The sequence below is a fragment of the Lelliottia wanjuensis genome (assembly GCF_030238365.1).
GTDB lineage: Bacteria > Pseudomonadota > Gammaproteobacteria > Enterobacterales > Enterobacteriaceae > Enterobacter > Enterobacter wanjuensis.
This window is the reverse complement of sequence record NZ_JASSOT010000063.1, coordinates 20,169-43,250: the sequence shown is the minus strand read 5'-3', so window position 1 is coordinate 43,250 and position 23,082 is coordinate 20,169. Positions and strand designations below refer to the sequence as shown.

The 23,082-nt window shown below is 50.7% G+C and carries 19 protein-coding genes and 1 pseudogene; 12 read left to right on the top strand and 8 right to left on the bottom strand.

All coding sequences use genetic code 11. The annotated features are described in order from the left end of the window. Positions 1 to 19 precede the first annotated feature (19 nt). Complete coding sequence (oqxB, locus tag QQF33_RS13975) at positions 20 to 3,172, top strand: multidrug efflux RND transporter permease subunit OqxB (protein ID WP_285157983.1); 3,153 nt, start codon at positions 20 to 22, stop codon at positions 3,170 to 3,172. Positions 3,173 to 3,564: 392 nt separating this feature from the next. Here oqxB and QQF33_RS13970 read toward each other — a convergent pair whose 3' ends face one another. After that, positions 3,565 to 4,044, bottom strand: coding sequence for an RrF2 family transcriptional regulator (locus QQF33_RS13970; RefSeq protein WP_282494549.1), 480 nt, complete (start codon positions 4,042 to 4,044; stop codon positions 3,565 to 3,567). Between the two features lie 335 nt (positions 4,045 to 4,379). On the opposite strand from QQF33_RS13970, the gene QQF33_RS13965 reads away from it, so the two are divergent. Continuing rightward, complete coding sequence (locus QQF33_RS13965; protein WP_285144335.1) at positions 4,380 to 4,769, top strand: GFA family protein; 390 nt, start codon at positions 4,380 to 4,382, stop codon at positions 4,767 to 4,769. A 101-nt stretch (positions 4,770 to 4,870) separates the two neighbouring features. Beyond that, positions 4,871 to 5,554: a type A chloramphenicol O-acetyltransferase gene (gene catA / locus QQF33_RS13960; RefSeq protein ID WP_285148983.1), complete on the top strand. Its 684-nt coding sequence runs from the start codon at positions 4,871 to 4,873 to the stop codon at positions 5,552 to 5,554. Positions 5,555 to 5,556: 2 nt separating this feature from the next. Here catA and QQF33_RS13955 read toward each other — a convergent pair whose 3' ends face one another. Both QQF33_RS13955 and QQF33_RS13950 read right to left on the bottom strand, forming a co-directional pair. Beyond that, entirely contained in the window at positions 5,557 to 7,518 is a 1,962-nt protein-coding gene (locus QQF33_RS13955; RefSeq protein WP_282494546.1) for a putative bifunctional diguanylate cyclase/phosphodiesterase, read from the bottom strand. Positions 7,519 to 7,535: 17 nt separating this feature from the next. Continuing rightward, positions 7,536 to 8,030 (bottom strand): molybdopterin-dependent oxidoreductase, encoded by a 495-nt coding sequence (locus tag QQF33_RS13950; RefSeq protein WP_285144338.1) that lies wholly within the window; start codon positions 8,028 to 8,030, stop codon positions 7,536 to 7,538. Positions 8,031 to 8,613: 583 nt separating this feature from the next. On the opposite strand from QQF33_RS13950, the gene QQF33_RS13945 reads away from it, so the two are divergent. Further along, positions 8,614 to 9,591 carry a hypothetical protein gene (locus QQF33_RS13945; protein WP_285148982.1) on the top strand — a complete coding sequence of 326 codons (978 nt, stop codon included), beginning with the start codon at positions 8,614 to 8,616 and terminating at the stop codon, positions 9,589 to 9,591. 177 nt (positions 9,592 to 9,768) lie between these two features. On the opposite strand, the gene QQF33_RS13940 is transcribed toward QQF33_RS13945, so the two are convergent. After that, positions 9,769 to 10,269, bottom strand: a complete 501-nt coding sequence (locus QQF33_RS13940; protein ID WP_285148981.1) for a glutathione peroxidase — start codon at positions 10,267 to 10,269, stop codon at positions 9,769 to 9,771. Between the two features lie 356 nt (positions 10,270 to 10,625). Between QQF33_RS13940 and QQF33_RS13935 the strand changes: the two genes are divergently transcribed. Together QQF33_RS13935 and QQF33_RS13930 are read left to right on the top strand one after the other, a co-directional pair. Then, the gene (locus tag QQF33_RS13935; protein ID WP_285148980.1) at positions 10,626 to 11,327 is read left to right on the top strand and encodes a hypothetical protein; all 702 of its coding nucleotides are present in this window, start codon (positions 10,626 to 10,628) and stop codon (positions 11,325 to 11,327) included. Between the two features lie 202 nt (positions 11,328 to 11,529). After that, the gene (locus QQF33_RS13930) at positions 11,530 to 12,150 is read left to right on the top strand and encodes a hypothetical protein (protein ID WP_285148979.1); all 621 of its coding nucleotides are present in this window, start codon (positions 11,530 to 11,532) and stop codon (positions 12,148 to 12,150) included. 50 nt (positions 12,151 to 12,200) lie between these two features. Here QQF33_RS13930 and QQF33_RS13925 read toward each other — a convergent pair. The 4 genes and pseudogenes from QQF33_RS13925 to QQF33_RS13910 form a co-directional block, all read right to left on the bottom strand. After that, positions 12,201 to 12,349: pseudogene (locus QQF33_RS13925) on the bottom strand (integrase); the annotation flags it as partial. A 134-nt stretch (positions 12,350 to 12,483) separates the two neighbouring features. Further along, a complete protein-coding gene (locus tag QQF33_RS13920) occupies positions 12,484 to 13,371 on the bottom strand; it encodes a hypothetical protein (RefSeq protein ID WP_285148978.1) in 888 nt (295 codons plus the stop codon). Positions 13,372 to 13,711: 340 nt separating this feature from the next. Further along, on the bottom strand, positions 13,712 to 14,062 hold the full coding sequence (locus tag QQF33_RS13915) for a DUF1304 domain-containing protein (RefSeq protein WP_285148977.1): 351 nt from the start codon (positions 14,060 to 14,062) through the stop codon (positions 13,712 to 13,714). A gap of 81 nt (positions 14,063 to 14,143) precedes the next feature. Beyond that, positions 14,144 to 15,049 carry an efflux RND transporter periplasmic adaptor subunit gene (locus tag QQF33_RS13910; protein WP_350318390.1) on the bottom strand — a complete coding sequence of 302 codons (906 nt, stop codon included), beginning with the start codon at positions 15,047 to 15,049 and terminating at the stop codon, positions 14,144 to 14,146. 666 nt (positions 15,050 to 15,715) lie between these two features. Between QQF33_RS13910 and evgA the strand changes: the two genes are divergently transcribed. The 6 genes from evgA (at position 15,716) to QQF33_RS13880 (ending at position 23,072) form a co-directional block, all read left to right on the top strand. Further along, positions 15,716 to 16,348, top strand: a complete 633-nt coding sequence (evgA, locus tag QQF33_RS13905; protein ID WP_282494537.1) for an acid-sensing system DNA-binding response regulator EvgA — start codon at positions 15,716 to 15,718, stop codon at positions 16,346 to 16,348. Next, positions 16,323 to 19,952, top strand: a complete 3,630-nt coding sequence (locus QQF33_RS13900; RefSeq protein WP_285148975.1) for a response regulator — start codon at positions 16,323 to 16,325, stop codon at positions 19,950 to 19,952. The genes evgA and QQF33_RS13900 overlap by 26 nt, the downstream gene beginning before the upstream one ends. Before the next feature lie 692 nt (positions 19,953 to 20,644). Then, a complete protein-coding gene (locus tag QQF33_RS13895) occupies positions 20,645 to 21,154 on the top strand; it encodes a fimbrial protein (protein WP_285144348.1) in 510 nt (169 codons plus the stop codon). A 99-nt stretch (positions 21,155 to 21,253) separates the two neighbouring features. Then, positions 21,254 to 21,973 carry a fimbrial biogenesis chaperone gene (locus QQF33_RS13890; RefSeq protein WP_285148974.1) on the top strand — a complete coding sequence of 240 codons (720 nt, stop codon included), beginning with the start codon at positions 21,254 to 21,256 and terminating at the stop codon, positions 21,971 to 21,973. Continuing rightward, positions 21,957 to 22,490 carry a fimbrial protein gene (locus QQF33_RS13885; protein WP_285148973.1) on the top strand — a complete coding sequence of 178 codons (534 nt, stop codon included), beginning with the start codon at positions 21,957 to 21,959 and terminating at the stop codon, positions 22,488 to 22,490. Before QQF33_RS13890 ends, QQF33_RS13885 begins: the two co-directional genes overlap by 17 nt. 21 nt (positions 22,491 to 22,511) lie before the next feature. Next, positions 22,512 to 23,072 carry a fimbrial protein gene (locus QQF33_RS13880; protein ID WP_285148972.1) on the top strand — a complete coding sequence of 187 codons (561 nt, stop codon included), beginning with the start codon at positions 22,512 to 22,514 and terminating at the stop codon, positions 23,070 to 23,072. Positions 23,073 to 23,082 lie beyond the last annotated feature (10 nt).

The following is a 23,082-nucleotide window of genomic DNA, read 5'->3' as shown; positions in this document are numbered from 1 at the left end:
TTACCTGAGAATCCGACCCATGGACTTTTCCCGTTTTTTCATCGACAGGCCAATTTTTGCTGCCGTACTGTCGATTCTGATTTTTGTCACAGGTCTGATCGCCATCCCGCTGTTGCCGGTGAGCGAATATCCTGACGTTGTGCCGCCAAGCGTTCAGGTCCGCGCGGAGTACCCGGGCGCCAACCCGAAAGTGATTGCCGAGACCGTGGCGACGCCGCTGGAAGAAGCGATCAACGGCGTTGAAAACATGATGTACATGAAATCCGTCGCGGGCTCGGACGGCGTACTGGTGACCACCGTCACTTTCCGTCCGGGGACTGACCCCGATCAGGCGCAGGTTCAGGTGCAAAACCGGGTCGCACAGGCCGAGGCGCGTTTGCCGGAAGACGTGCGACGTTTAGGCATCACGACCCAGAAACAGTCGCCAACGCTCACGTTGGTGGTGCATCTGTTTTCGCCCAACGGTAAATACGACTCCCTGTATATGCGTAACTACGCCACGCTGAAAGTGAAGGACGAGCTGGCGCGTCTGCCCGGCGTCGGCCAGATTCAGATATTCGGCTCGGGCGAATACGCCATGCGCATCTGGCTGGACCCCAACAAAGTGGCGGCACGCGGGTTGACCGCTTCGGATGTGGTCACGGCGATGCAGGAGCAGAACGTGCAGGTTTCCGCCGGGCAGCTGGGTGCCGAACCGCTGCCGAAAGAGAGCGATTTCCTGATCTCCATTAATGCCCAGGGGCGTCTGCATACTGAAGAAGAGTTTGGCAACATTGTCCTGAAAACGACGCAGGACGGTACGGTTGTCCGCCTGCGCGACGTGGCGCGTATCGAAATGGGCTCCGGCAGCTACGCCCTACGTTCTCAGCTGAACAACAAAGACGCGGTCGGGATTGGTATCTTCCAGTCTCCGGGGGCAAACGCCATTGATTTGTCTAACGCGGTGCGCGCAAAAATGGACGAACTGTCCACGCGTTTCCCGGCTGATATGAAGTGGGCGGCACCTTACGATCCGACCGTATTTGTACGCGATTCCATTCGTGCGGTGGTACAAACGCTGCTGGAAGCGGTGGTGCTGGTGGTTCTGGTGGTGATTCTGTTCCTGCAAACCTGGCGCGCGTCGATCATTCCGTTGATCGCGGTGCCGGTCTCTGTCGTGGGGACGTTCAGCATTCTCTACCTGCTGGGCTTTTCACTTAACACCCTGAGTCTGTTCGGGCTGGTACTGGCTATCGGTATCGTGGTGGACGACGCCATCGTGGTGGTGGAAAACGTCGAGCGAAATATCGAAGAGGGCCTGACTCCCCTTGCAGCGGCGCATCAGGCGATGCGTGAGGTTTCGGGGCCGATTATTGCGATTGCGCTGGTGCTGTGCGCGGTGTTTGTGCCGATGGCATTTCTTTCGGGCGTCACCGGGCAGTTCTACAAACAGTTTGCGGTGACGATCGCGATTTCGACGGTGATTTCCGCCATCAACTCGCTGACGCTCTCTCCGGCATTGGCGGCTCTGCTGTTAAAGCCACACGGCGCAGCGAAAGATTTTCCGACCCGGCTTATCGACCGTCTGTTCGGCTGGATTTTCCGTCCGTTTAACCGCTTTTTCCAGCGCAGCTCGCACGGCTATCAGGGGCTGGTCGGCAAAACGCTCGGACGACGCGGCGCGGTATTTGCGGTTTATTTGCTGCTGCTCTGTGCGGCGGGTGTGATATTTAAAGCGGTACCCGGCGGCTTTATTCCGACGCAGGACAAGCTGTACCTGATTGGCGGCGTCAAAATGCCGGAAGGTTCGTCGCTGGCGCGCACCGATGCGGTGATCCGCAAAATGAGCGAAATCGGGATGAATACCGAAGGCGTGGACTATGCGGTGGCGTTTCCAGGGCTGAATGCGCTGCAGTTTACCAATACGCCGAATACCGGAACGGTCTTCTTTGGCCTGAAACCCTTCGATCAGCGTAAACACTCTGCGGCGGAAATTAACGCTGAGATCAACGCAAAAATCGCGCAAATTCAGGAGGGCTTCGGTTTCTCCATCCTGCCGCCACCGATTTTAGGGCTGGGTCAGGGGTCGGGCTATTCGCTGTACATTCAGGATCGTGCGGGTCTGGGGTATGGCGCGCTGCAAAACGCGGTGAACTCGATGTCGGGTGCGATTATGCAAACGCCGGGGATGCATTTCCCGATCTCGACCTACCAGGCTAACGTGCCGCAGCTGGATGTGCGGGTCGATCGTGATAAGGCGAAAGCGCAGGGCGTGTTGCTGACCGATCTTTTTGGGACGCTGCAAACCTATCTGGGCTCATCGTACGTGAATGACTTCAACCAGTTTGGGCGTACCTGGCGCGTGATGGCGCAGGCCGATGGGCAGTTCCGTGACAGCGTGGAAGATATCGCTAATTTACGCACCCGGAATAACCAGGGCGAAATGGTGCCGATCGGCAGTATGGTGAACATCACGACCACCTACGGGCCGGATCCGGTGATTCGCTACAATGGTTATCCTGCGGCGGATCTCATTGGCGATGCCGACCCTCGCGTGCTCTCGTCCACGCAGGCCATGACGCAGCTCGAAGGCATGTCGAACCAGATCCTGCCAAACGGGATGAACATTGAATGGACAGACCTGAGCTTCCAGCAGGCCACGCAGGGTAACACGGCGCTGATCGTCTTCCCGGTCGCTGTGCTGCTGGCGTTCCTGGTGCTGGCGGCGCTGTATGAAAGCTGGACGCTGCCGTTGGCGGTGATCCTGATCGTTCCGATGACGATGCTGTCCGCGCTGTTTGGCGTCTGGCTGACCGGGGGCGATAACAACGTGTTCGTACAGGTGGGGCTGGTGGTACTGATGGGGCTTGCCTGTAAAAACGCGATTCTTATCGTGGAGTTTGCCCGCGAGCTGGAAATGCAGGGCAAGGGCATTATGGAAGCCGCGCTGGAGGCCTGCCGCCTGCGTTTACGCCCGATTGTGATGACCTCCATCGCTTTTATTGCCGGGACGATACCGCTGATCCTGGGTCACGGTGCAGGTGCGGAAGTGCGCGGCGTGACCGGGATCACCGTCTTCTCCGGGATGCTGGGCGTGACGCTGTTTGGTCTGTTCCTGACACCGGTGTTCTACGTGACGCTGCGTAAATTCGTGACGCGCGGCAAAGTGGAAAGGGAAGAGTTGCCTGCGTAGGGACGTAACAGATAATCAGCCGGACTCCCGCTCCCTCAACCTTCACAGTTGTCTGCATGTGGCACCGGTGTGGGTCCCCGCTGAAATCGGCGAACCGGAGGCCGGATGACAAGGGCTGGACGCCAGGGATGGCGGCCAGAGGCGAAACGAGACAGGAAGTCGAGTCGAGCCGACCGCAGGCAGCGGGCCGGGAGGTGAGCGCAGTGCGAAGCACCGATTTCTTGACGGGGCGCGGGGATTGAAAAGGGGGCCGCGTGGCCCCCTTTTCACGTTCACAAGTTGTGAAGCGATTATATTCTGCTGAACATGAGGTGAACGGAACAACCTCAGATGCTTCACTGACCAGCATTACTTCCCAGTGAAGGCGATTTTTGTTCGCAACAGGGAAAGCGCTAAGACGTTTTTTGGTACTGGGCTAAAAGCTCGGGGAGCGGATCACATCCGCTAGTATCGGCGTTTTTAACCGCATCCAGCGCGCTTGCCACGGTATGGCGGGCTAAAACCGCTAACGACGCCTGCTCAGCTTCTTCAGAAATCGATTTAAAGTACCAGCAGGCGTTCGCGCTGACCACGCAGCGGGCAGGAACATCAGGGCGCGACGCCCACAGCTTTTTATCTTCGATAACCGACAGGTAGATGTCACGCAGGGTGATCTCTTCCGGCGGGCGGCCAAGATGAATGGAGCCGTTACGGCCAAGCGTTGAGACGATAATGCCGTCACGCGTGAGCGGAACCATCAATTTGCGGATGAAGCTCGGATTCGCTTCCAGGCCGTAGGCCAGAATGGCACTCGTCGAACGTTCACCCAATTGCTCCGCCATCGCTACGCTGAGAACCATCTGCAAAGCTGTCGGGAAGCGGTAATCTAGCATTTTTCTGTCCTGGGTTGCGGTGAATCTTGTTCTTTTTGGCACCGCAGAGGTGAATAAGCAATAAACAACAATATAACAAATACGGTAATTATTTTGAAGCAATCTGCGGCATTCGTGATCGAACATCAAATTGAGACCCCGGTCCCCTTACTGCCTGTACCCGATGGCAGTGACGACAGATTCGTTTCACAGGGCACTCGAGTTTTGTGCTTGCGCGAAAATGACTGCTTCTGGCACAGTGCGGACAGAAAGCAAGGTCATAGGGTCCGCTATGAGCGATAAGCTGACGATGCTATCTTTAACATTCTCTGAGCGTTGATAGGGTATCGGCTGATATGGATATGAAATTGTCAGGTGGATGTTTATGTGGGTTTATCCGATTCACAGCGATTAACCCGGCTTCCTCTCATTCCTGCTCCTGCGATATGTGCCAGAAGCATTCTGGCTGTCAGACCGCAGTATGGCTTGAATTCCACTCGTCAGATGTTGAATGGACGGGGGAAGGGGGCGCGCCTTCTCTCTACCGCTCATCTGCGGCTTCATCCAGAGCATTTTGCGCCAGATGTGGCAGCTCCATCGGCGCTATCGATGACAATCCGGTGATTGCTTTGCTCAGCGGTATTTTTGACCACAATGAATGTGCTCTGTTTTCGCCACACTCTCACTCATTTCAGGATATGAAACCTGAATGGTGGAGAAAAATCATGCCTGATACTGTTGTATAATTATGGAAGTCAATGCGTTCGCTTTAAAAGTGATTTGGACCACTGACCATCTTCTTAATTCATAAAAAACTAACGTCTGATATATCGTCAAAGGTTAAAAAATGAAAAAAACAACCCCAGAATATACACCTGTTGACTTGTCGCGTTGGGCAAGGAAAGAACATTTTGAGGTGTTTCAGTCGTTTGCGCAAAGTACCATTAACCAGACTGTGATGATCGATATTACCGCGCTGCTAAAATATACTAAGGAAAAAGGCTGGAAGTTTTATCCTACTATTATTTTTCTTATCTCTAAGGTCGTCAATAATCACACAGAATTCCGTATGACCATGAAGAATAATGAGCTGGTCATATGGAATGAAGTCCATCCCAGCTATACCATTTTCCATCATGAAACGGAGACTTTTTCGTCATTATGGAGTCACTACGATGGTAATATTCATCACTTCCAGAATGTTTATGCAGAAGACACTGCGCGCTACGGTAATAACCTGGCTTATTGGCCTAAAGAAGAGTCACGGGAAAATGTGTTTTTCGTATCGGGTATTCCCTGGGTCAGTTTTACCAGTTTTAATATCAACGTGGCTAATATGCAGAACTTTTTTGCTCCCATGTTCACGCTTGGAAAATACTACACGCAGGATGGCAAAGTATTATTGCCTCTCGCCGTTCAGGTTCATCATTCCGTGTGCGATGGTTTCCATCTGGCGAGACTGTTCAATGAGCTACAGGCGATGAGTGATGACATACAGCATCTTTCTGAGCCTGATTCGCCACAAATCTAAACCTATACAGAGCGGGCACGAGGAATATTTTCCGTTGAGCCGTTTCTGATTTTCTCATCTACATAAGGCTGAGGTTTACCGAACAGATAGCCTTGCACGAAATCGCAGCCCAGCGCTTTAAGGCTTTCCAGCTGCTCCTGCGTTTCAACACCTTCCGCAACGGCTTTCATATTGAGGGATTTCGCCATACCGGTAATGAGCCTGATGATATTCAGGGCGTCTTGCTGTGTCGATAATGAATACACAAAGGACTTGTCTATTTTGATTTTATCGAAGGCAAGCCTGCTGAGGCGCGACAGAGAAGAATAACCGGTCCCAAAATCATCGATAGAGATTTTCACCCCCAGCGCCCGCAGCCTGTTAAGCGTATTCATCGGCGTATTACTCTCAGTAAAGAGAGAAGATTCAGTCACTTCCAGTTCAAGACGCTCAGCGGGAAGTCCCGTTTCGTTCAGAATAGAGAGCACGACCCCGGCAAAGGCTTTGCTGCCCAACTGGACAGGAGAAACATTGACTGAAATTTTAGCCGGAATCGCCCAGGAAGCGGCTTCGCGGCAGGCCATTTCAAGCACCGATTTCCCGATCTCGTTAATCATTCCTGTTTTTTCCGCCACAGGGATAAAGCTGTCCGGCGACAGGAGGCCCTTCAGAGGATGTTTCCAGCGAATAAGGGCTTCATAGCTGTAAATTTCCTGGCTGAAAGAATCAACGATAGGCTGATAATAAACCACGAACTCTTTATTCACTATCGCCAGGGCCATATCATGCTCAAGGGTTCGGCTTTCTTGCAGTTTATCTAACATCCATTGGCGGAAGACTTTTATTTTGCCAGCGCCTTCTTTTTTGGCTTCATAAAGGGCCAGATCGGCAAATTTATAGAGATAGTCGGAGCGACGTTCAGTGTCTGAAATAACAATGCCGACACAGGTGGTAATATTGATAATCGTATTATAAATCGTGTAGGGCTGGTTGATCGCATCGCATATTTTTTGGGCTCGTGAGACGGCACTGCTCTCCGTCAGGCCACTCGAGAGAAATGCAAACTCATCTCCGCCTAAACGATAAAGCGTATCGGAAGTCAGGCCCATCGAAGTCAGACGCTGTGATATCTGGCGTAATAACATATCACCGACATCATGACCGTAGGTATCATTGACCTCTTTGAACCGATCTAAATCAAACAGCATCACGCTGACAGAATTATTGTTTTTAACTGCGAGCTCGATGGTTTCATTTAAATTTTCCCAGAAATAATGGCGGTTATTCATCTCCGTCAGAGAATCGTGGTAGACGTCATACTCCAGTTTTGCATTCTGGACCTGCAGTTTTTCTTTCGATTCCTGTAAGGCATCAGCAAGGCTTTTCACCTGAAGATGCGCCTTCAGAATATTTCTGTTCTGGAAATAGATCAGCACACCCAGTATCGCACTCATTATTATCAGCAATACCGAGGTCGCTGAGTAAATATAGTACAGGGTTTTAATCTTGAGGTTGGCGTCATTAATGGTGTTGATATCTTTGTCTAAAGCGCCGGAAGAGAGACGAGCCAGCTGTGGATCCAGAGTGTGCATGGTTAACAGGTAAGCCTGCAGCTCGGAACGATTCATTTTCTCAAGATGAACATCCAGATAATCCAGCGTCTTTTCAAGCTGGACCGCCAGTTCATGATGGGCTTTACTGCTTTCAATGTAATTGCTCAGATCGCCTTGTTTCATTAAATCACTCTGGCTGAGCATAATATCGAGACGCATGCGCACATCATCGAGCGTCATCGTCTCATCGATAGCGTAAAGACCCAGCAGGGATTCGAACCGGTAATATTGTGAAACCAGCTGTGCAGCAGACCACGACGCGGCGTAGTGCGTCAGTTTCTGTAACTCCTGTTGCCTCTCATGCACAAGGAAAGAGATATACCCTGTAGATATAAAAAGGAAACAGATGATGCCAGCCAGAATTCTGTTCATGTTGGTCTTCTGACCCCTTACTCAATATTCATTCTGCTGACCTGCCACGCTGACCTGGAATAATAAATCTGATTATTCAGCTCAGGAATGCTGTCATAGGGATAAACCACAAACAACGGACCTTTATCACGGATGCGCATATATTCTCCGTTGACTTTTAACGCCAGGATAACGTTGTATTTTTTAAAATCACTGAGCGGGATTTCCGTGGTGTAGTCATTGAGCGCAGTGACCTTAACAACAGATCCTTTCGCCCCGACATAATCCATGAGTTTTTGCAGTGGAATACCCGTGAAGGTCGTGCGGCCATCATACCAGGGGGAAGTGGTCTGGAAGCTGACCATGCCCAGTTTCTCAAGGCTTGCGAGATCAAAAACGGCTTTGCCATCTTCATTGGTATTTTCGATATGACCCGACAGCGTTAAAAGGATTTTACCGGCAGGTCTGGAAAGTTCACCCGCCCAGGCCTGTGTTGAGAGCGCAAAGCTTAACAGCATGACAATTAACCGCATTTTTGACCTCGAATATCAACCGGATGTTAAAGAATTATAATTTAGTTACTGTGCTATTTACATATCCGCCGGGGCTATTGTTAACGGAATCATTTTGCCAACATTTTAATACATTTAAATCAACAGGTTAGGAAATTTCTTTTTTTTAAAATTGAGCAGGCAAAGACGATGCCGTTATTTGATCTTCACCCAACGGCAGTACATCTGTTCAAAAAACAAGCCAACTGTTAACTCAGCGCAAATAAACACGCAGTAATTCTAAGGTTTATGGAGCAGTGAACCGGGAGGGATTTCACGCCGTCTGGTCATTTTTAGACCCACTATAAAATCCGCCATCTCAAATGGTAACGGATGTTTAAAGTTTAAAATCCATTTGGCGCGAAATTATCTACTATCCTTAGTGCGTGGAATAAATTTCCACTGTGATTTTTTCGATTTCGTTTCTTTATGTTTTTCAGCCTTTCTGTTTATCAATTGCATCACTTGGCTCACGAAGAGCCTCAATGTTGAAGGTGGTAATGTTTCCTGTTTCATCAATCAGTTCCTGGTTCCGAACGCAAAGATTAATTCAAGGACAACAGCTATGACTCACATTCACGAACAGTCCACAGTTAACACGTCGTATCCCGATACGCGTCTGCCTCTGCCTGCCGCGAGCAGCAGCGCCGTATCCTGGGGTGCCATCTTTGCCGGTGCGGCAGCAGCGGCATCCCTCTCTTTGATTTTACTGATGCTGGGCGCCGGTTTGGGGCTCACGTCCGTTTCGCCATGGGAAAGTCGCGGACTCGACGCTGGTACGGTGGGTATCGCGGCCATCGCCTGGCTGACATTCACGCAAATTGTGGCGTCGGGTATGGGTGGCTATTTGGCCGGACGACTACGCACGAAATGGGTCGATACCCACACCGACGAAGTGTACTTCCGCGATACGGCACATGGTTTTTTGGCCTGGGCGGTGGCGGCGCTGGTCTCTGCTGCGCTGTTAACGAGCACGGTCGGGGCCATTGTGGGAGGGGGCGCTAAAATCGTGGGTACCGTTGCCGGAGGGGCCGCGGCGACCACGGCGGCTGGCGCAGCGAGTATGGCGAACGGACCATCCGCAGGACCCGGTTCGTCAATGAACTATTTCGTTAACTCGCTGTTCAGGGCGAATAATCCTGCCACACCGGCAAACGGCGCAGCCGATCCCGCTTCGCCAACTGCGGCTCCTGTCGCGCCATCACATCAACCCGTTTCGCCTGCACAGTTAGGTGAAGTGACGGGTATCTTTGCCAACAGCATTACCACTGGCGCCTTACCTCAGGACGATCGTCAGTATGTCGCCCGACTGATTGCTCAAAATACGGGTATCAGCCAGCAAGAGGCTGAACAGCGGGTACAGAGCACCTATGACAAAGCCCAGGCTAAGTTAAAAGAAGCGAAGGAAAAAGCGCAGCAGGCTGCTGATGCCGCACGTAAAACCACGAGCTATCTCATGCTCTGGACATTCATTTCTCTGCTGGCGGGTGCCTTCGTAGCCAGCCTGTGTGCGACCTTCGGTGGCCGTCAACGTGATTTATAATTTCTAATTATGCGAGAGGTTTAAAATGCGCTCATTATTACTGTTCTTTTTAGGCGTCCCCATTCCCATCATTATTCTGATTGCGCTGTTTGCCCATTAATATGTGTGCTTAACGCGGCATGTTAACCCGCCATATCAGAATCGTCGTAAGTAAAACATAAATGCCCGAAAGGGCATTTATGTTTTTCCGCGCTCCTTACTTTCAAGTGCTGCCAGGATCGCGGTTTCCATTTTCTCCGGAGTGGTGATCGGTGCGAAACGCTTGAGCGGTTTGCCGTCGCGTCCGATCAGAAATTTCGTGAAGTTCCACTTGATCCGCCCACCCAGAACGCCTGGCAAGGCTTCTTTGAGATAACGGAAAACCGGGTGCGCGGCGGCGCCGTTAACGTCCACTTTCTCGAACATCGGGAAAGTCAAACCGTAGTTGATGTGGCAGGTCTGAGCGATGTCGTCGGCGCTACCAGGTTCCTGCTTACCGAACTGGTTGCAGGGGAACCCAAGAATCACCAGCCCCTGGTCGGCGTACTTCTTGTAGAGCATTTCCAGGCCTGCATATTGCGGCGTGAAGCCACACTGGCTGGCAGTATTGACCACCAGAACCAGCTTACCCGCATAGTCGGCCATAGGGATGGGCTGACCTTGCAGGCTGGTGGCAGCGAGTTGATGAAAATCCGTCATGACGAAAACCTCATAGTGGAATCTTTATAAGAAGTTCCTGAGTATAGGGTTGGGGCTTGGAGATTGCAGCTTTTGGATGGGTAGGCAGGGTGGAGGGGCCGCTATGAGCGAGAAACGGACGTTCGCAACTCCAATAACAACATGGCCAACATTGAGGTGTCTTAATCAATGTGGAGCAGGTCACTTGTTCTGCAAGTGCTGACGAGAAATGTTGATCATCTCTATGTAGTCAGTTAGCTTTCTACAAAAAAATTTTAAAAATCGGATTTGCATAATAAAAACAACAAGCTACTCTCATTATATCTATGAGACTAGAAATACCCCGGGTAATGAGAATTACATTATGGTGATTGGCTATGAAAATAATACTTATCATGCTTTGCCTGATGTTACTTGGTTGTTCTAAAATGTATATAGGGGGCATGGGGTATCCATACAATGATGACAAGGCATTAGAGAGAATAACAGAGCAATTATCAAGAAATATAGATTTTGCAATGTTAAGTCCACCTAAAAATGAGACTGACAGAGATAAATACATTACATCTCAGCTCATACTTAATGATATAAAATATTATCAAAGCATTTCAAATCTCACCAATATGCAAACCTCCATTTACACAGGATCCGAGCTTTTATCACTTTCAACCGGCCTTGCGGCTACATTATTTACACCAGTCACAACCAAAACCATTTTAGCCGCTGTAACTACAACTATAATTGGTTACAGGGGCGCTATAGACGAAAATGTCTTTCATCAAGAATCGGCTAATGTTCTGATATCTGTAATGAATTCCGAACGTAAGCGAATTTTTTTAAAAATCATGGAAAACAAAAAACAAAAAGTAAATGTATACACATTCGACTTGGCGAGGAAAGAATTAGATGAATATGCTTTAGCTGGTGATCCTGGAAGAGCGTTTACAGTGTTAGGCGAGAAAATTAAAAAAGATGATACTGATACCGACGAAAGAATTGATGCATTGGTCAACCCTAAGAAAAATGATTGTAAAACATCAACTATTAGCAAAGGAGTGTATATTACAAATTGCATTTAATTATGCTATGCCTGAAGCAATTCGTTCGAGTATTTATCCTTATCAGCACTGCTGGATCCAGTGGATAGCTATTAAGCGTTTTCTAGATAGTAGCTATCACCCTTATGTCTGCGGGGTGATGAGGACGCTTTGAATTTTTTAATCGGTTATAAATATGATATATCATATTTATTGATAACAAAACCTGAGGGTAGGAGAACTTATGAATATACCAAAGCTAGATGCAGTAATAAATACAATGGTGAATAATGGATATTCAGTTTTTGATACGCCAGAAATGGAATGGAATTTGAATATAGTAGGTATAAGATCAGCTGGAAATAGTTCAAAGAATTTTGATGATTTATTACTTGTCTTTTTTAGGCAAGGAAATGATTGGGGTTGTTATTTTTACAACATAACAACAGATCCCAGTCCATATTATTTAGAAAAACCACTTTCGGATGTTTATACAAAAGGAACGGCGATTTTGAAAGAAGGTCAATACAAAGAGGCATATGAAATAAATTTTCATCATGGCAAATATGAAGCCTTATGTCAAAATCTTGGTCCAGTAGTTGTTTATAGGGATAATAATTATGACGAATATATGAATCTTATTCCAGGAACGGAAGAGGTAGGTTATTTTAAAATAAATATCCATAAAGGCCCGGTTGATGGAGAAAGCACTACTTTGAATAAAAAATATTCAGCTGGATGTCAAGTTTTTTTAAATATTGATGATTTTAATGAGTTTATGAGTCTGTGCTTTAAATCTCGTGAAATTTTTGGGAATAAATTTACATACACTTTGATTAACGAGAATGATTTAAATTTAGGGTAGGGGAATGGATACACGAAAAGCAATTAAACATTATTCTGGAGACTGACGGTTAGCTTACTGTCCAGGGCCATATTGAACAGAGTTAAATCACGCGTTTACCTTCCAGTTCAAGCCGGATCCGGATCCTTCAGATATGAGATATCTGAAGTGGTCCTTTTTGGCCGATGATACGGTCTTTGTTCCACGGTGACGTGTTCATACTCAAATCTCCTGCAATGTGGGAGATTTGAGTATGGTTGTCCCTTATTAGCGAGAAGCGGACATCAATGCTGCCAACAGCGGCCGAGCGTAGCGAGGTCCAGCGCACGAAGTGCGCGATGCAGCTTGGTTTTGTTATGCATTTTTTCGTCCGTCAAATGGTATCAACCATTGGCTGCCGGTAACCTCTCTGAATATTGCCATAGTAAGCATTGAGTAGAACAGTTCGAACTGTTGAAGCCCGAGATATCTAAATTCATTCATTCGATTCTCAAATGCGGTTTTCAGATAACCAATCCCTTCGACATCCTTCATGGCTGAATTAATCTGCCTTGAAAAGTTAATGATTAGATTAACGTTATCTTCTGATTGGCGTGGTTCCATTGCTTCAATCATTTCAATTAGATTAAAATTTTCAATCATTTCTGGTTCACTACATGCCTGCGAGTATGTGCCTGCCTTTATGTAGGTGTTTCTGTGGTGCCCATCCAATTCTCTGGCGCGTCTAAAGTTAGTGTGATCAATGATTGAGCCAGCCCTTTTTATCTTGACCAACTCGCCAACATCTACGACAGAAGGGGCAGCGTAAAGGACTACGGCATCGTTACCAAATTTAGTTTCTATATGGGAGAGCAAGGTATGTTGCTGAGTGTACAGGTCATAGCGGAAATACTTCTGATTCCATAAGTGCCATTCAGAACCAGTTGACATCGTTATGTATTGCGGACGCTTATACTGAAATAGCAAGTTAACTTTCATGGTCGGTATGTTCTTAACCTCTCGGCCAAGATAATGCTCCATTTCATGAGCGATTTCCGTTAGGTCAACGCCTGAAAATTGCGGAGAGATCCAGAATGGATATCCCAGCTTTCTCCACAGAAACCATCCTCTAGAATGAGCAACGGAGTCCAAGCCTAAAACGCCTTCTTGCACCTGGCCAAGGGGGAAATAGATAGATGTTTTTCTATCAAGCTCATTGTTGAAGTAACTTTCGAAAGTCTTTTCTTCGTATCTCGCATCCATTCACACGTTCTCTATTATCATTTTGAATAGGCATAACGCTTATTCGGTGGACATAACCGTATTTAAACACGGTTATTTCCGCCTTTGTAAATTTAATGTGTAGTACACTACATCGATTTGTCACAATTAACAATAGGTTATAGGTACAGCCGGTTGGATTTGCATTTTCTTTAATTATGGATTAATCCGTAAATAAGCATTAGATGCAAAAATGCAGGCAGAATATGTAAACGTCCCCTCCTGCACAAAACGGATATGCACAGAAAACGCTGGATGCGAATCCGCATCGGTTATCGGTGAAACCTTGTACCTTCGCCAACGCCCACATCAACCCTTCCCCTCAACGCACCAGCAAAGCAATTAAAGCAACCAGCGCCGGAAGCGCCTGAACATAGAGGATCTTCCGGCTGGCCGTTACCGCGCCAAAAACACCCGCAATCAGTACGCAGGTCAGGAAGAACAAGGTGACCGGAACGCCGCTTTCGCCGAGCCATAATCCCCACAGCAAACCTGCCGCCAGAAAGCCGTTGTACAGGCCCTGATTGGCGGCCAGAACGCGGGTTTCACGGGCAAAATCTTCGCTCAGGTTAAACGCCTTGCGACCGGTTGGGGTATTCCATAAAAACATTTCCAGAACCAGAATATAGAGATGGATGGCGGCAACAACCGCGACGAGAATAGTGGCGAGCACAGGGGGCCTCAGGCATTGAGAAAAGGTGAGGTGGAGTATAGATAAGTTAATAAAACACCGCGAGTACTCAGTCAGAGTCCATTAATCTTCCAGCAAATACTTCCGGTATGCCCGCAGGATGTTGATTCCTTTTCTCACCAGCGAAAAGTGCGCGCTGCGGGTGCGACGGTCGAGCAGTTTCACCCTCGAAGAAACCCCAATCCTTAGCGGATACTGGCTCATCTGCATCGGATTGATGGAGATCCGCACGGGAATTTTTTGCACCTCACTGATCCATTTTTCTGCGCTGCTGAGGGCGGACAGCTCGGCGTCGGCATCCTGATCCCATCCCTCTACCTGACCGTCGAACACCACCTTGTTGCCATACATCTCCGTCAGGATCACTGCTTTCTGGCCGACGCGGACGTCAGCGATCTCTGCGGCGGTAAAGTTGGCATTAATCCACATCTGGTCGGCGGGGACGATGGTCATCAGCGTTTGCCCAGGGCTGACGTGTAAACCCGTGTGCACATTCCGGTGCGCGACATACCCGCTCACGGGGCTTCGCACCCGCGTGCGATCCAGCGCCTCAGCGGCTTTTTGCAGGGCCTCTCTGGCCTGCACTATCAGCTTTTGCTGCGAGATATCCGCCTCGCGAAGCCAGAGCAAATTCCGACGGTACTGTTGAATGGCGATATCCAGCGCCGCTTTGCTGCTGTTGACGTTTTTCAGCGCCTGTCGGAGATCCTCCTGCGAAATGGCCGCCGGGCCTATCGACTGTAACCGGCGGTTATACTCAATCAGCGCCTGCTGGTAGGTCATCTGGGCATGGAGAATCTGGGCATTATTCTGGCTGTCGGCGATGTAGCGCTCCTGGGTCTCTTTTTCCGTCTCCAGCAGGCTTTGTTCGGCTTTTTTAAACTGACGCTCTTCGTGGGCATTTTCCAGCTGCAGCAGAATATCGCCTTTACGAACTCTGTCGCTGTTGACTGGTGCGATGGCCGCCACGCGACCCCCTGTTTCTGAGAAAATAAAGACAGGATTACCGGTAATATAGGCATCGCTGGTATCTGGCATCGTGCGAAAACTAATATCTGGCCCGAAGCTGCAAATAAAATAAAAAATGATAATGAGCAGGGCGCATATCATTCGTTTTTTACTTTTTCGCTGTGGGTGTGTTTTGCCAAAACTAACGCTGGCTCCGTGTAGTTTGTCCATGCGAGAGTGTATCCAGTCCTGCTGAACAGAATGTGATAATAATATTCAGTCAGGTTAATCATCCGTGCGGATGAAATACAGGAGACACATCGGAAACTTTTGCAGGGGATATCCTACACGTGAAATCCCTGATGAATTAATTCTTTGTAAAACAATGGGTAAAAATTCTATGGGAATTTATTTTAAACCCTTCCTTAACGACTTTTCGCAAGCGCGATGTTTTTCTTCGTGCCGTGATACACTTTATTTTAATGCTAATAGAAATCGTCTTCCCGAAACGGTAGACTTCTTTGACTCGACGTCCATTCGAATCACTAAATAATAAAGGTTTGCGAAAAACATTCATCCTCCTGCGGCACGTTATAATTACGCCATCAGGGGCGGTGATGTGCGTTGTCTTGTGGGCGAAAACCGGTGAGTCAGGAACCAGAAAAATGAAGCTAATAAGGAGCTAAGATGGGTAAAACCAATAAGTTACATGCTATCGTCGTTGATGACCATCCGCTGGCTCGTATGGCGATTAAAAATCTGCTCGAAAATGAAGGCATCACCGTCGTGGCAGAAGCGGGAGACGGCGCGCAGGCGTTACAGCTTGTCGGCGAGCACAGCCCGGATCTGGTGATTGTCGACGTGGATATTCCGGTGATGAGCGGTATTGAAGTGGTGGAGAAACTGCGCAAGCAGGCGTTCAGCCGGATTATTATTGTGGTCTCTGCCAAGAACGATCTTTTTTATGGCAAACGCAGCGCCGACGCGGGAGCGAATGCCTTTATCAGTAAGAAAGAGGGCATGACCAATATTATTGCGGCGGTCCACGCGGCGCAAAATGGTTACAGTTATTTCCCGTTATCACTGCAGTCGTTCATGGGCAGTCTTTCCTCGGAACAGGAAATGTTGCAGTCGCTGTCGAGCCAGGAAATTAAAGTGATGCGCTATATTCTCAATGGCGATGACAATATGAAAATCGCGGCGGAAATGTGTATCAGCAATAAAACCGTGAGCACCTATAAAAGCCGTTTAATGGAGAAGCTGAACTGCAAATCGCTGATGGAACTTTTCTCCTTTGCGCAGCGTAACGCGATTGGCTAACACCATGATCATGCGCGCCATCGCGGGGCTTTTTTTGCTGTTTATCCTGAGTGTTCCGGCGCGTTCAGCCAGCCCTGAACCGGCGACGCTTCAGCTTGCCAGCGATAATCAGGTGTTTACCCCCGCGCTGCCCTTGGGCCATTACGATCTGCTGTGGCTGGCGGCAAAACGCTCCCTGACCATTGCGGTGTACGGGCAGGAAACGCCGCCGCTGAGTATGAATTCGACGACCGGGCGCTACCGGGGAATGAACGCGGACTACCTGCTGCTGATGGAAAACTCCCTGCAAATCCAGGTGGTGATTAAGCATTACGCCGATCTGGATCAGGCTTTAACGGCGCTCAAGGCCGGGGAGGCGGATATTATTTTGACGTCACCCGCCGGGGAGAGCGACCTGGATGCGGGTTTCTCAGCTTCACTGCCGCTGATCCGGGCTTATCCTACGCTAGTCACGCGTCAGGCAGATGTGATGAAGCCGCTTTCAAACGATAAGGACGAAGTGTCGGTGGCCATTAAGCAGGGCTACCCGTCCGAGCAGTTTATTAAAATGGTTTTTCCGAAGGCGCACATTACTTCCTATGCGGATAATTATCTGGCGCTGGCCTCGGTGGCAAATCACGAAAACGACTATTTCTTTGGGAATAACCTGACCTCCAGTTTTATTCTGGTGCGCGATTTTTATCAGTCCCTGGAAATGGTGAAGTTCTGGCGTGAACCGCAGACGGGAAATCATTTCATCGTCCCGGCCGATCAGAAACAGCTGCTCGGCATTCTCGATACCTTTATCAGCTCCCTCACAGAACAGACCCATAAACAGATCGCCCAGTCCTGGGTCGATACCGGCAATATCTCGTTTCTCAATAAGGCGATGAAACTCACGCCACGGGAAGAGCGCTGGATTGCCAAACATCCGGTGCTGCGCGTACTGATTAACCCTTACTACGCCCCGATGAGCATGGTCGACGATCATCAGGAGATCCGCGGCCTGCTGGGCGACATCCTGAATCTGATCCAGCTGCAAACGGGGCTGGTGTTCCAGCCGGTGATCGCCAACTCGAATACGGATATGGTCAACATCATGCGCAAAGGCGGCTGGGACGTGCTGCCGACGGCGACGTTCAGCGCCGAGCGCGAAGAGGAGATGTTGTTCACCCATCCGTTTATCGCCACGCCTTTTGTGCTGGTGACCCGGGCGTCGTCGGGGCCAAACGAACTGCTCGCGCCGGGCTCCAAAGTGGCGATACCGGCCTACCATCCGCTGACGGACAAACTGAAACACAAATATCCGGGCGTGGAGTGGGTGATTGCCGAGAATACCAGTACTGCGCTCAGCAAGCTGATGCTCGGTGACGTCGATGCCGTGGTCTCCACCCAGCTCGCGTCGCGCTTTATCATCGATCACTATTACCCTGGTACCATGAAATACACCCGTATTCCGGACGAACCGTCCGCGCAGATTGCGTTTGCGATCCCGCGCGACGCCTCTGAACTGCAGAGTATTTTGAACAAGGCGCTGGACGACATTCCGCCAAAAGAGATCCTCAATCTGGCCGGGAAATGGATCAAAGCGCCGGAAGTGAAAATCGGCACCTGGAATCTGTATAACCGGCCTTTTTACCTGGTGATCGGTCTGGCGATTTTACTGGTGATCACCAGCCTGCTGTGGGGCGTGTATCTCCTGCGGGCGATTGGGCGGGGCAAGGCCGCGCAGGCCGCGCTGAATTATCAGCTGACGTTCAGCCAGACCTTATCCAACTCCATTCCCGTGCCGGTCTACGTGATTACCCTCGAAGGGGAGCTCGAAAGTTACAACAGCGCGTTCAGCGAATTCTTCATTGCTGAGCGGCGCGAAGCGATGAGTTATTCCCTGTTTGACCGACGCAGCCCGCTGGCAGATGTTTTCTACACCGTACAGCCGGAGATTCAGCAGGGCCTGACTCCCGGCCATGTGATCACCCATTCTCTGACCCTCAATAATGGCGGCGAAAATCGCCAGATCCTCCACTGGCTGACGCTCTGCCTGATGCCGGAAAACCGGCCTGCGATCCTGATTTGCGGCTGGCAGGACATCACCGAATCCCGACAGCTGATGAAAGCGCTGCAGGTGGAGAAAGACAAAGCCATCGATGCGAATCAGGCCAAAAGCCAGTTCCTGGCGAGCATGAGCCATGAGATCCGCACCCCGGTCAGCGCGATCATGGGCTTCCTCGAGCTGTTGACCACCCGCAAACAGAGCGCGGAAGAGACCAAAGAGGCGATTCAGCTGGCCTACAGCACGGCGCAAACCCTGATCGCGCTGATTGGCGATGTGCTGGATATGGAGAAAATTGAGTCCGGCAATTTCACCCTGACGCCGGAATGGGTCGATCTGGAGTCGGTGATTAACGCCACGGTCGCTAATTTTGAAGGGCTGGCGCGGCAGAAAAATCTGCGCCTCACGGTCGATTGCCGTCTTGAAGACGGGAAAACGCTGTGGCTCGACCCGCAAGCGATCAAACAGGTGCTGTCGAATCTCCTGAGCAACGCCATCAAATTTACCGCCGAGGGCGGCGTGGACGTGATGGCCCACACCCAGGCGATGGGCGAGGAGCGGGTGTATCTCACGCTAAGCGTGCGGGATACGGGGGCGGGGATTAGCCACGTCGAACAGCAGCAGCTGTTTAAGCCCTTCAGCCAGACGGAGTCGGGCAAACGGCAGATCGGCTCGGGCCTGGGTCTGGTGATTTGCCGGGAAATGGTGGAGCGCATGGCGGGGCAGATCAGCATCACCAGCCAGCCGGGCATGGGCACCACCATGATGGTGACGCTGGTGACACAAACCTCTGATCATGCGCCGGATGTACCGCTGATCGCCGAACAGGAAGCGACGCTCCCCGCCTCGCTTCGAATTGTGATTGCCGAAGATAACCCGACCAACCGCCTGCTGCTGCGCCGCCAGCTGGATATTCTCGGCTATCACGTCGACGAGGCGGAAGACGGCCTTCAGGCGCTGAATCTGATCAGAAATCAGGAGTACGACCTGCTGATTACCGATCTGAACATGCCCAATATGGACGGCATCACCCTAACCCAGCGGGTGCGCGAGCTGAATCAGAATATGGTGATCTGGGGGCTGACCGCCAACGCGCAGACGGAAGAAAAAGAGCGCTGCCTGGCGGTGGGTATGAATTTGTGTCTGTTCAAACCCATCGAACTGCAGCAGCTCAAGGCAGCGCTGAGCGGGGTGAATATGGCTGAGGACGGGCCGCCGCTTGACGCGTTCATCGACATGCCAGGGCTGGAAGCGCACAGCCTTGGCGATAAGAAACTGATGTGCCAGATGCTTGAACAGGCGCGGATTGAAAACGACAAAGACGTCGCGGCGGCCGTTCAGGCGCTGGCGCAGGAAGAGTGGGATGTGCTGCAACACCATTTGCACCGCATCAACGGCACGATGCAGCTTCTGGGCGCGACGCCGTTATATGAGCTGGCCGAAACGCTGGAGAATCAGCTGGCGGCCGGGCTTCATCCGCCGGCGTTGGGAAAAGGGGTTATGCAGCTGGAGCAGCAGATTAGCGCTCTCAATGCGGCGATTGATGCTTATTCACGTTCTGTTCGCCATTAAATAAAGCATCGGATGTGATTAATGGTTGTCCCAGGACCTTTATGGCATGAGTGGAATTGTTCCGTTCACTTTCGTTCCTCTGCTTCCGGTCCATCTCTCTGCGGTGAACGTGCCAGGGTGGCTCAATCGCCACCACCCTGGCAACCCCGGCTCCCGGCAAAGAAAATCGCCGCTTCGCGGTGCCCTCAGCTTATTCCTTGCGGCTATCGGGTCGGGCGCGATCCTGCATCCATGCAGGTCGCACCCTCTCGGCGCATCCCTGCGCCTCGACCCGGCCTCCAGGAAACGCTTCGGCGATTTTCAGCCGGACTCCCGCTCCCTCCAGCTATACAGCTGTCTGCATGTGGCACCGGTGTGGGTACCCGCAGCCCCCTTGTCACGTTCACAGGTTAAGACGCCATTATATTCTGCTGAACATAAGGTGAACGGAACAACCTCAGGTGTTTAACTGGCCAGCACTATCCAATATGATGGCTTTATTTTTAAATCACGCCGTGTTAGTTTTTGAATTAGCTAATCTATTATTCAGAAACAAATAGCGTCCTACACCTGTAGTCGACGACCTTCATTAAAATAATCTCCCTCTCATAGTTAACCATTCTGTCACACTATATTATCTTTCCATCAGCCACGGCAGGCTGAGATAACTCTTTTTAACCGTAACAAACGCTATTTTAATGAAGGATTGAGTAATGAATAAAATGATCGCCCTTGCGCCCGTCGCTCTGGTTTTGGGTTTTGTGGGTCACGTTCAGGCTGCCACTCAGGCTGATGTGACTCTGCAGGGGAATATTGTTTCCACCACGTGTGAAGTCACGGCAAATAACGGTGCAGCAACGCTGAACGTGGGTTCTTTCGCCAAGACTGAATTTACCGCCGCGAAACAACAGGTGGGCGAAGAGCCACTGGTTGTGACCCTGAAAAACTGTAACGCCGACGAAGAAGGGGCACTGCAGGTCAGCGGTGTTGTGGGTTCCGACAACAACCTGTTCCTGAGCGACGTTGCCCAGACCGCGGGCTTTATGCTGAAGCAGTCTGACAACACCACTCAGGTCACCAACGACACCAGCATCCCGGTTGTGGCTGATGAAGACGGCGCGCTGAGCTACACCTTCACCGCCGGTATGGCAGTGATGGATACCGCAAACGTACTGCCAGGCGCATACAACGCACCGGTTAAAATTTCCTACGTTAGCAACTAATTGCAGCAAATCCGTCGCCCGCATTCACCCTGAGGGCGACGCGGAGAATAAAAAAGAGAGGCACTTGCGGTCTCTCTTTTCATTGAACGGGCAGAATTTATGATGAAGCGTTATCACCAGGCCGGCGTTATTTTAAGCCTGAGCCTTTTATTCCTTCAACCGGCATTCGCCAGTATCAGCATTGGTACTTCGCGCGTGATATTTTCCGGTAGCGAAAGCAGTCAAAGTGTTGACATTAATAACCGGTCACATACTCAACCTTACCTTATTAATGTCGGTATTTCAGAAAGCCTTTCAGCGAAATCATCGGACAACGTTTTTATGCCTGTCCCGGCATTATTTCGTATTGAATCCGATGCCAGTAATAAGATTCGTATAGTGAAAAAATCAAATTCACTGCCGCGCGATCGGGAGTCTGTTTTTTATCTGAATATTATGTCTATTCCGACCGGGAAAGCCGGACAGGGGAATAATGAGAATACCGTCGGCGGAACCCTGCAGGTAGCGACCGGCAATACGGTGAAGCTCTTCTATCGTCCGGATAATTTGCCGATGACGCAGAAAGAGGCGATGGGAAAACTACAGTTTTCTCGCACCGGCCAGGGCGTGAAGGTGACGAACCCGACGCCTTACTACATCTCCCTGAACAAGCTGATGATTGACGGCAAAAAAATCAAACTCGACGTCATCAAAGGCACCAGCATGGTGGCCCCGTTTGCGGCAAATACCTATCCGGTCAGCGTCGGGCAGGGGAAGGCAGAGTGGGCGGCGATTAACGATTTTGGTGGCGTGGAGGCGTTCCGTGGCGCCGTTCATTAAACCGCTTTTTGCCGGAATGACGCTGATCTTATCAGGCGCGGCGGCCAGTGCCGCCACCACCGAGATTAAAGCTAATATCGTCGACGGCAGCTGTCAGGTCTCCCTCGATAACGCCAGCATCACCTTTGATCAGAAAGATGTGACCCAGTTTGCCACCGGCACGGCGCAAATTCTGCCCCTGGGTGTGAACCTGAACTGCGTGGAAATGCAGGGTAAATCGCCGTCCCTGAGCGTGACCGGGGAATCGAGCGGGCTGACGGACACGCGCCTGTTCCGCGCCGCCAGCTCAACGGCGAAATACGCCGGTTTTATGCTGAAAAAAGGGACACTCACCAGCCTGAATGATTTCTATAACGCGGCGGATACCGTCGCGCCCGGCGACATCGTGGCGATCGCTCAGGATCAGGGCAGCTCCGTGCAGCCGTTTTCCGTCGGCCTGGTGCGCAGCGCGGGCGATCCGATGCTGACACAGGGTAACGTCAATGCCCGCATTACCTTTGCCTTTATTTTTCCTTAACGCTTTCAACCGACAAACCCGATGAAAAATTTGAACATTTTATCAGGGCATTTTATTGCCCTGAGGAGATCCCTTTGCCTGTGGCTGATGGGGATGGCGGCCAGCGCGACGGCGGCGGATGTGCAGTTCAGCGCCACCTTTCAGGCACCGACCTGCCAGGTTTCCGCCCCGGCGACGCTCGATTTCGGCGCCGTGCTCTCCTCTGACATTCGCCAGGGCCTAAGTCTGGCCGATCCGCTTGCGCTTGAGATCACCCTGACGCAATGCGCCGGGTTTATCGGTGCGGTCCAGCGCCCCGGCATCACCGTGACCGGCGCGGGTAATTCCGCCTCCGGTGATTTCCTGTTCCGCCAGGCCACCTCTCAGGCGGTGAATTACGGCGTGCGTCTGGTGACGGCGGCGGGCGTGGTGGTGGCGAACAATACATTCATTCCTGCCCCCGCAGACGCCGCGAGCTTTAACGGCGGCACCCGCACCATTCCGCTCAAAGTGGCGCTCTCCTGCGGGAATCAGTGTACCAATGCCGCCACAAAATCCGGGCTGCTGAACGCCAGCATTACCTTTGATTTCGCGTATCAGTAAGGAGCTCTCC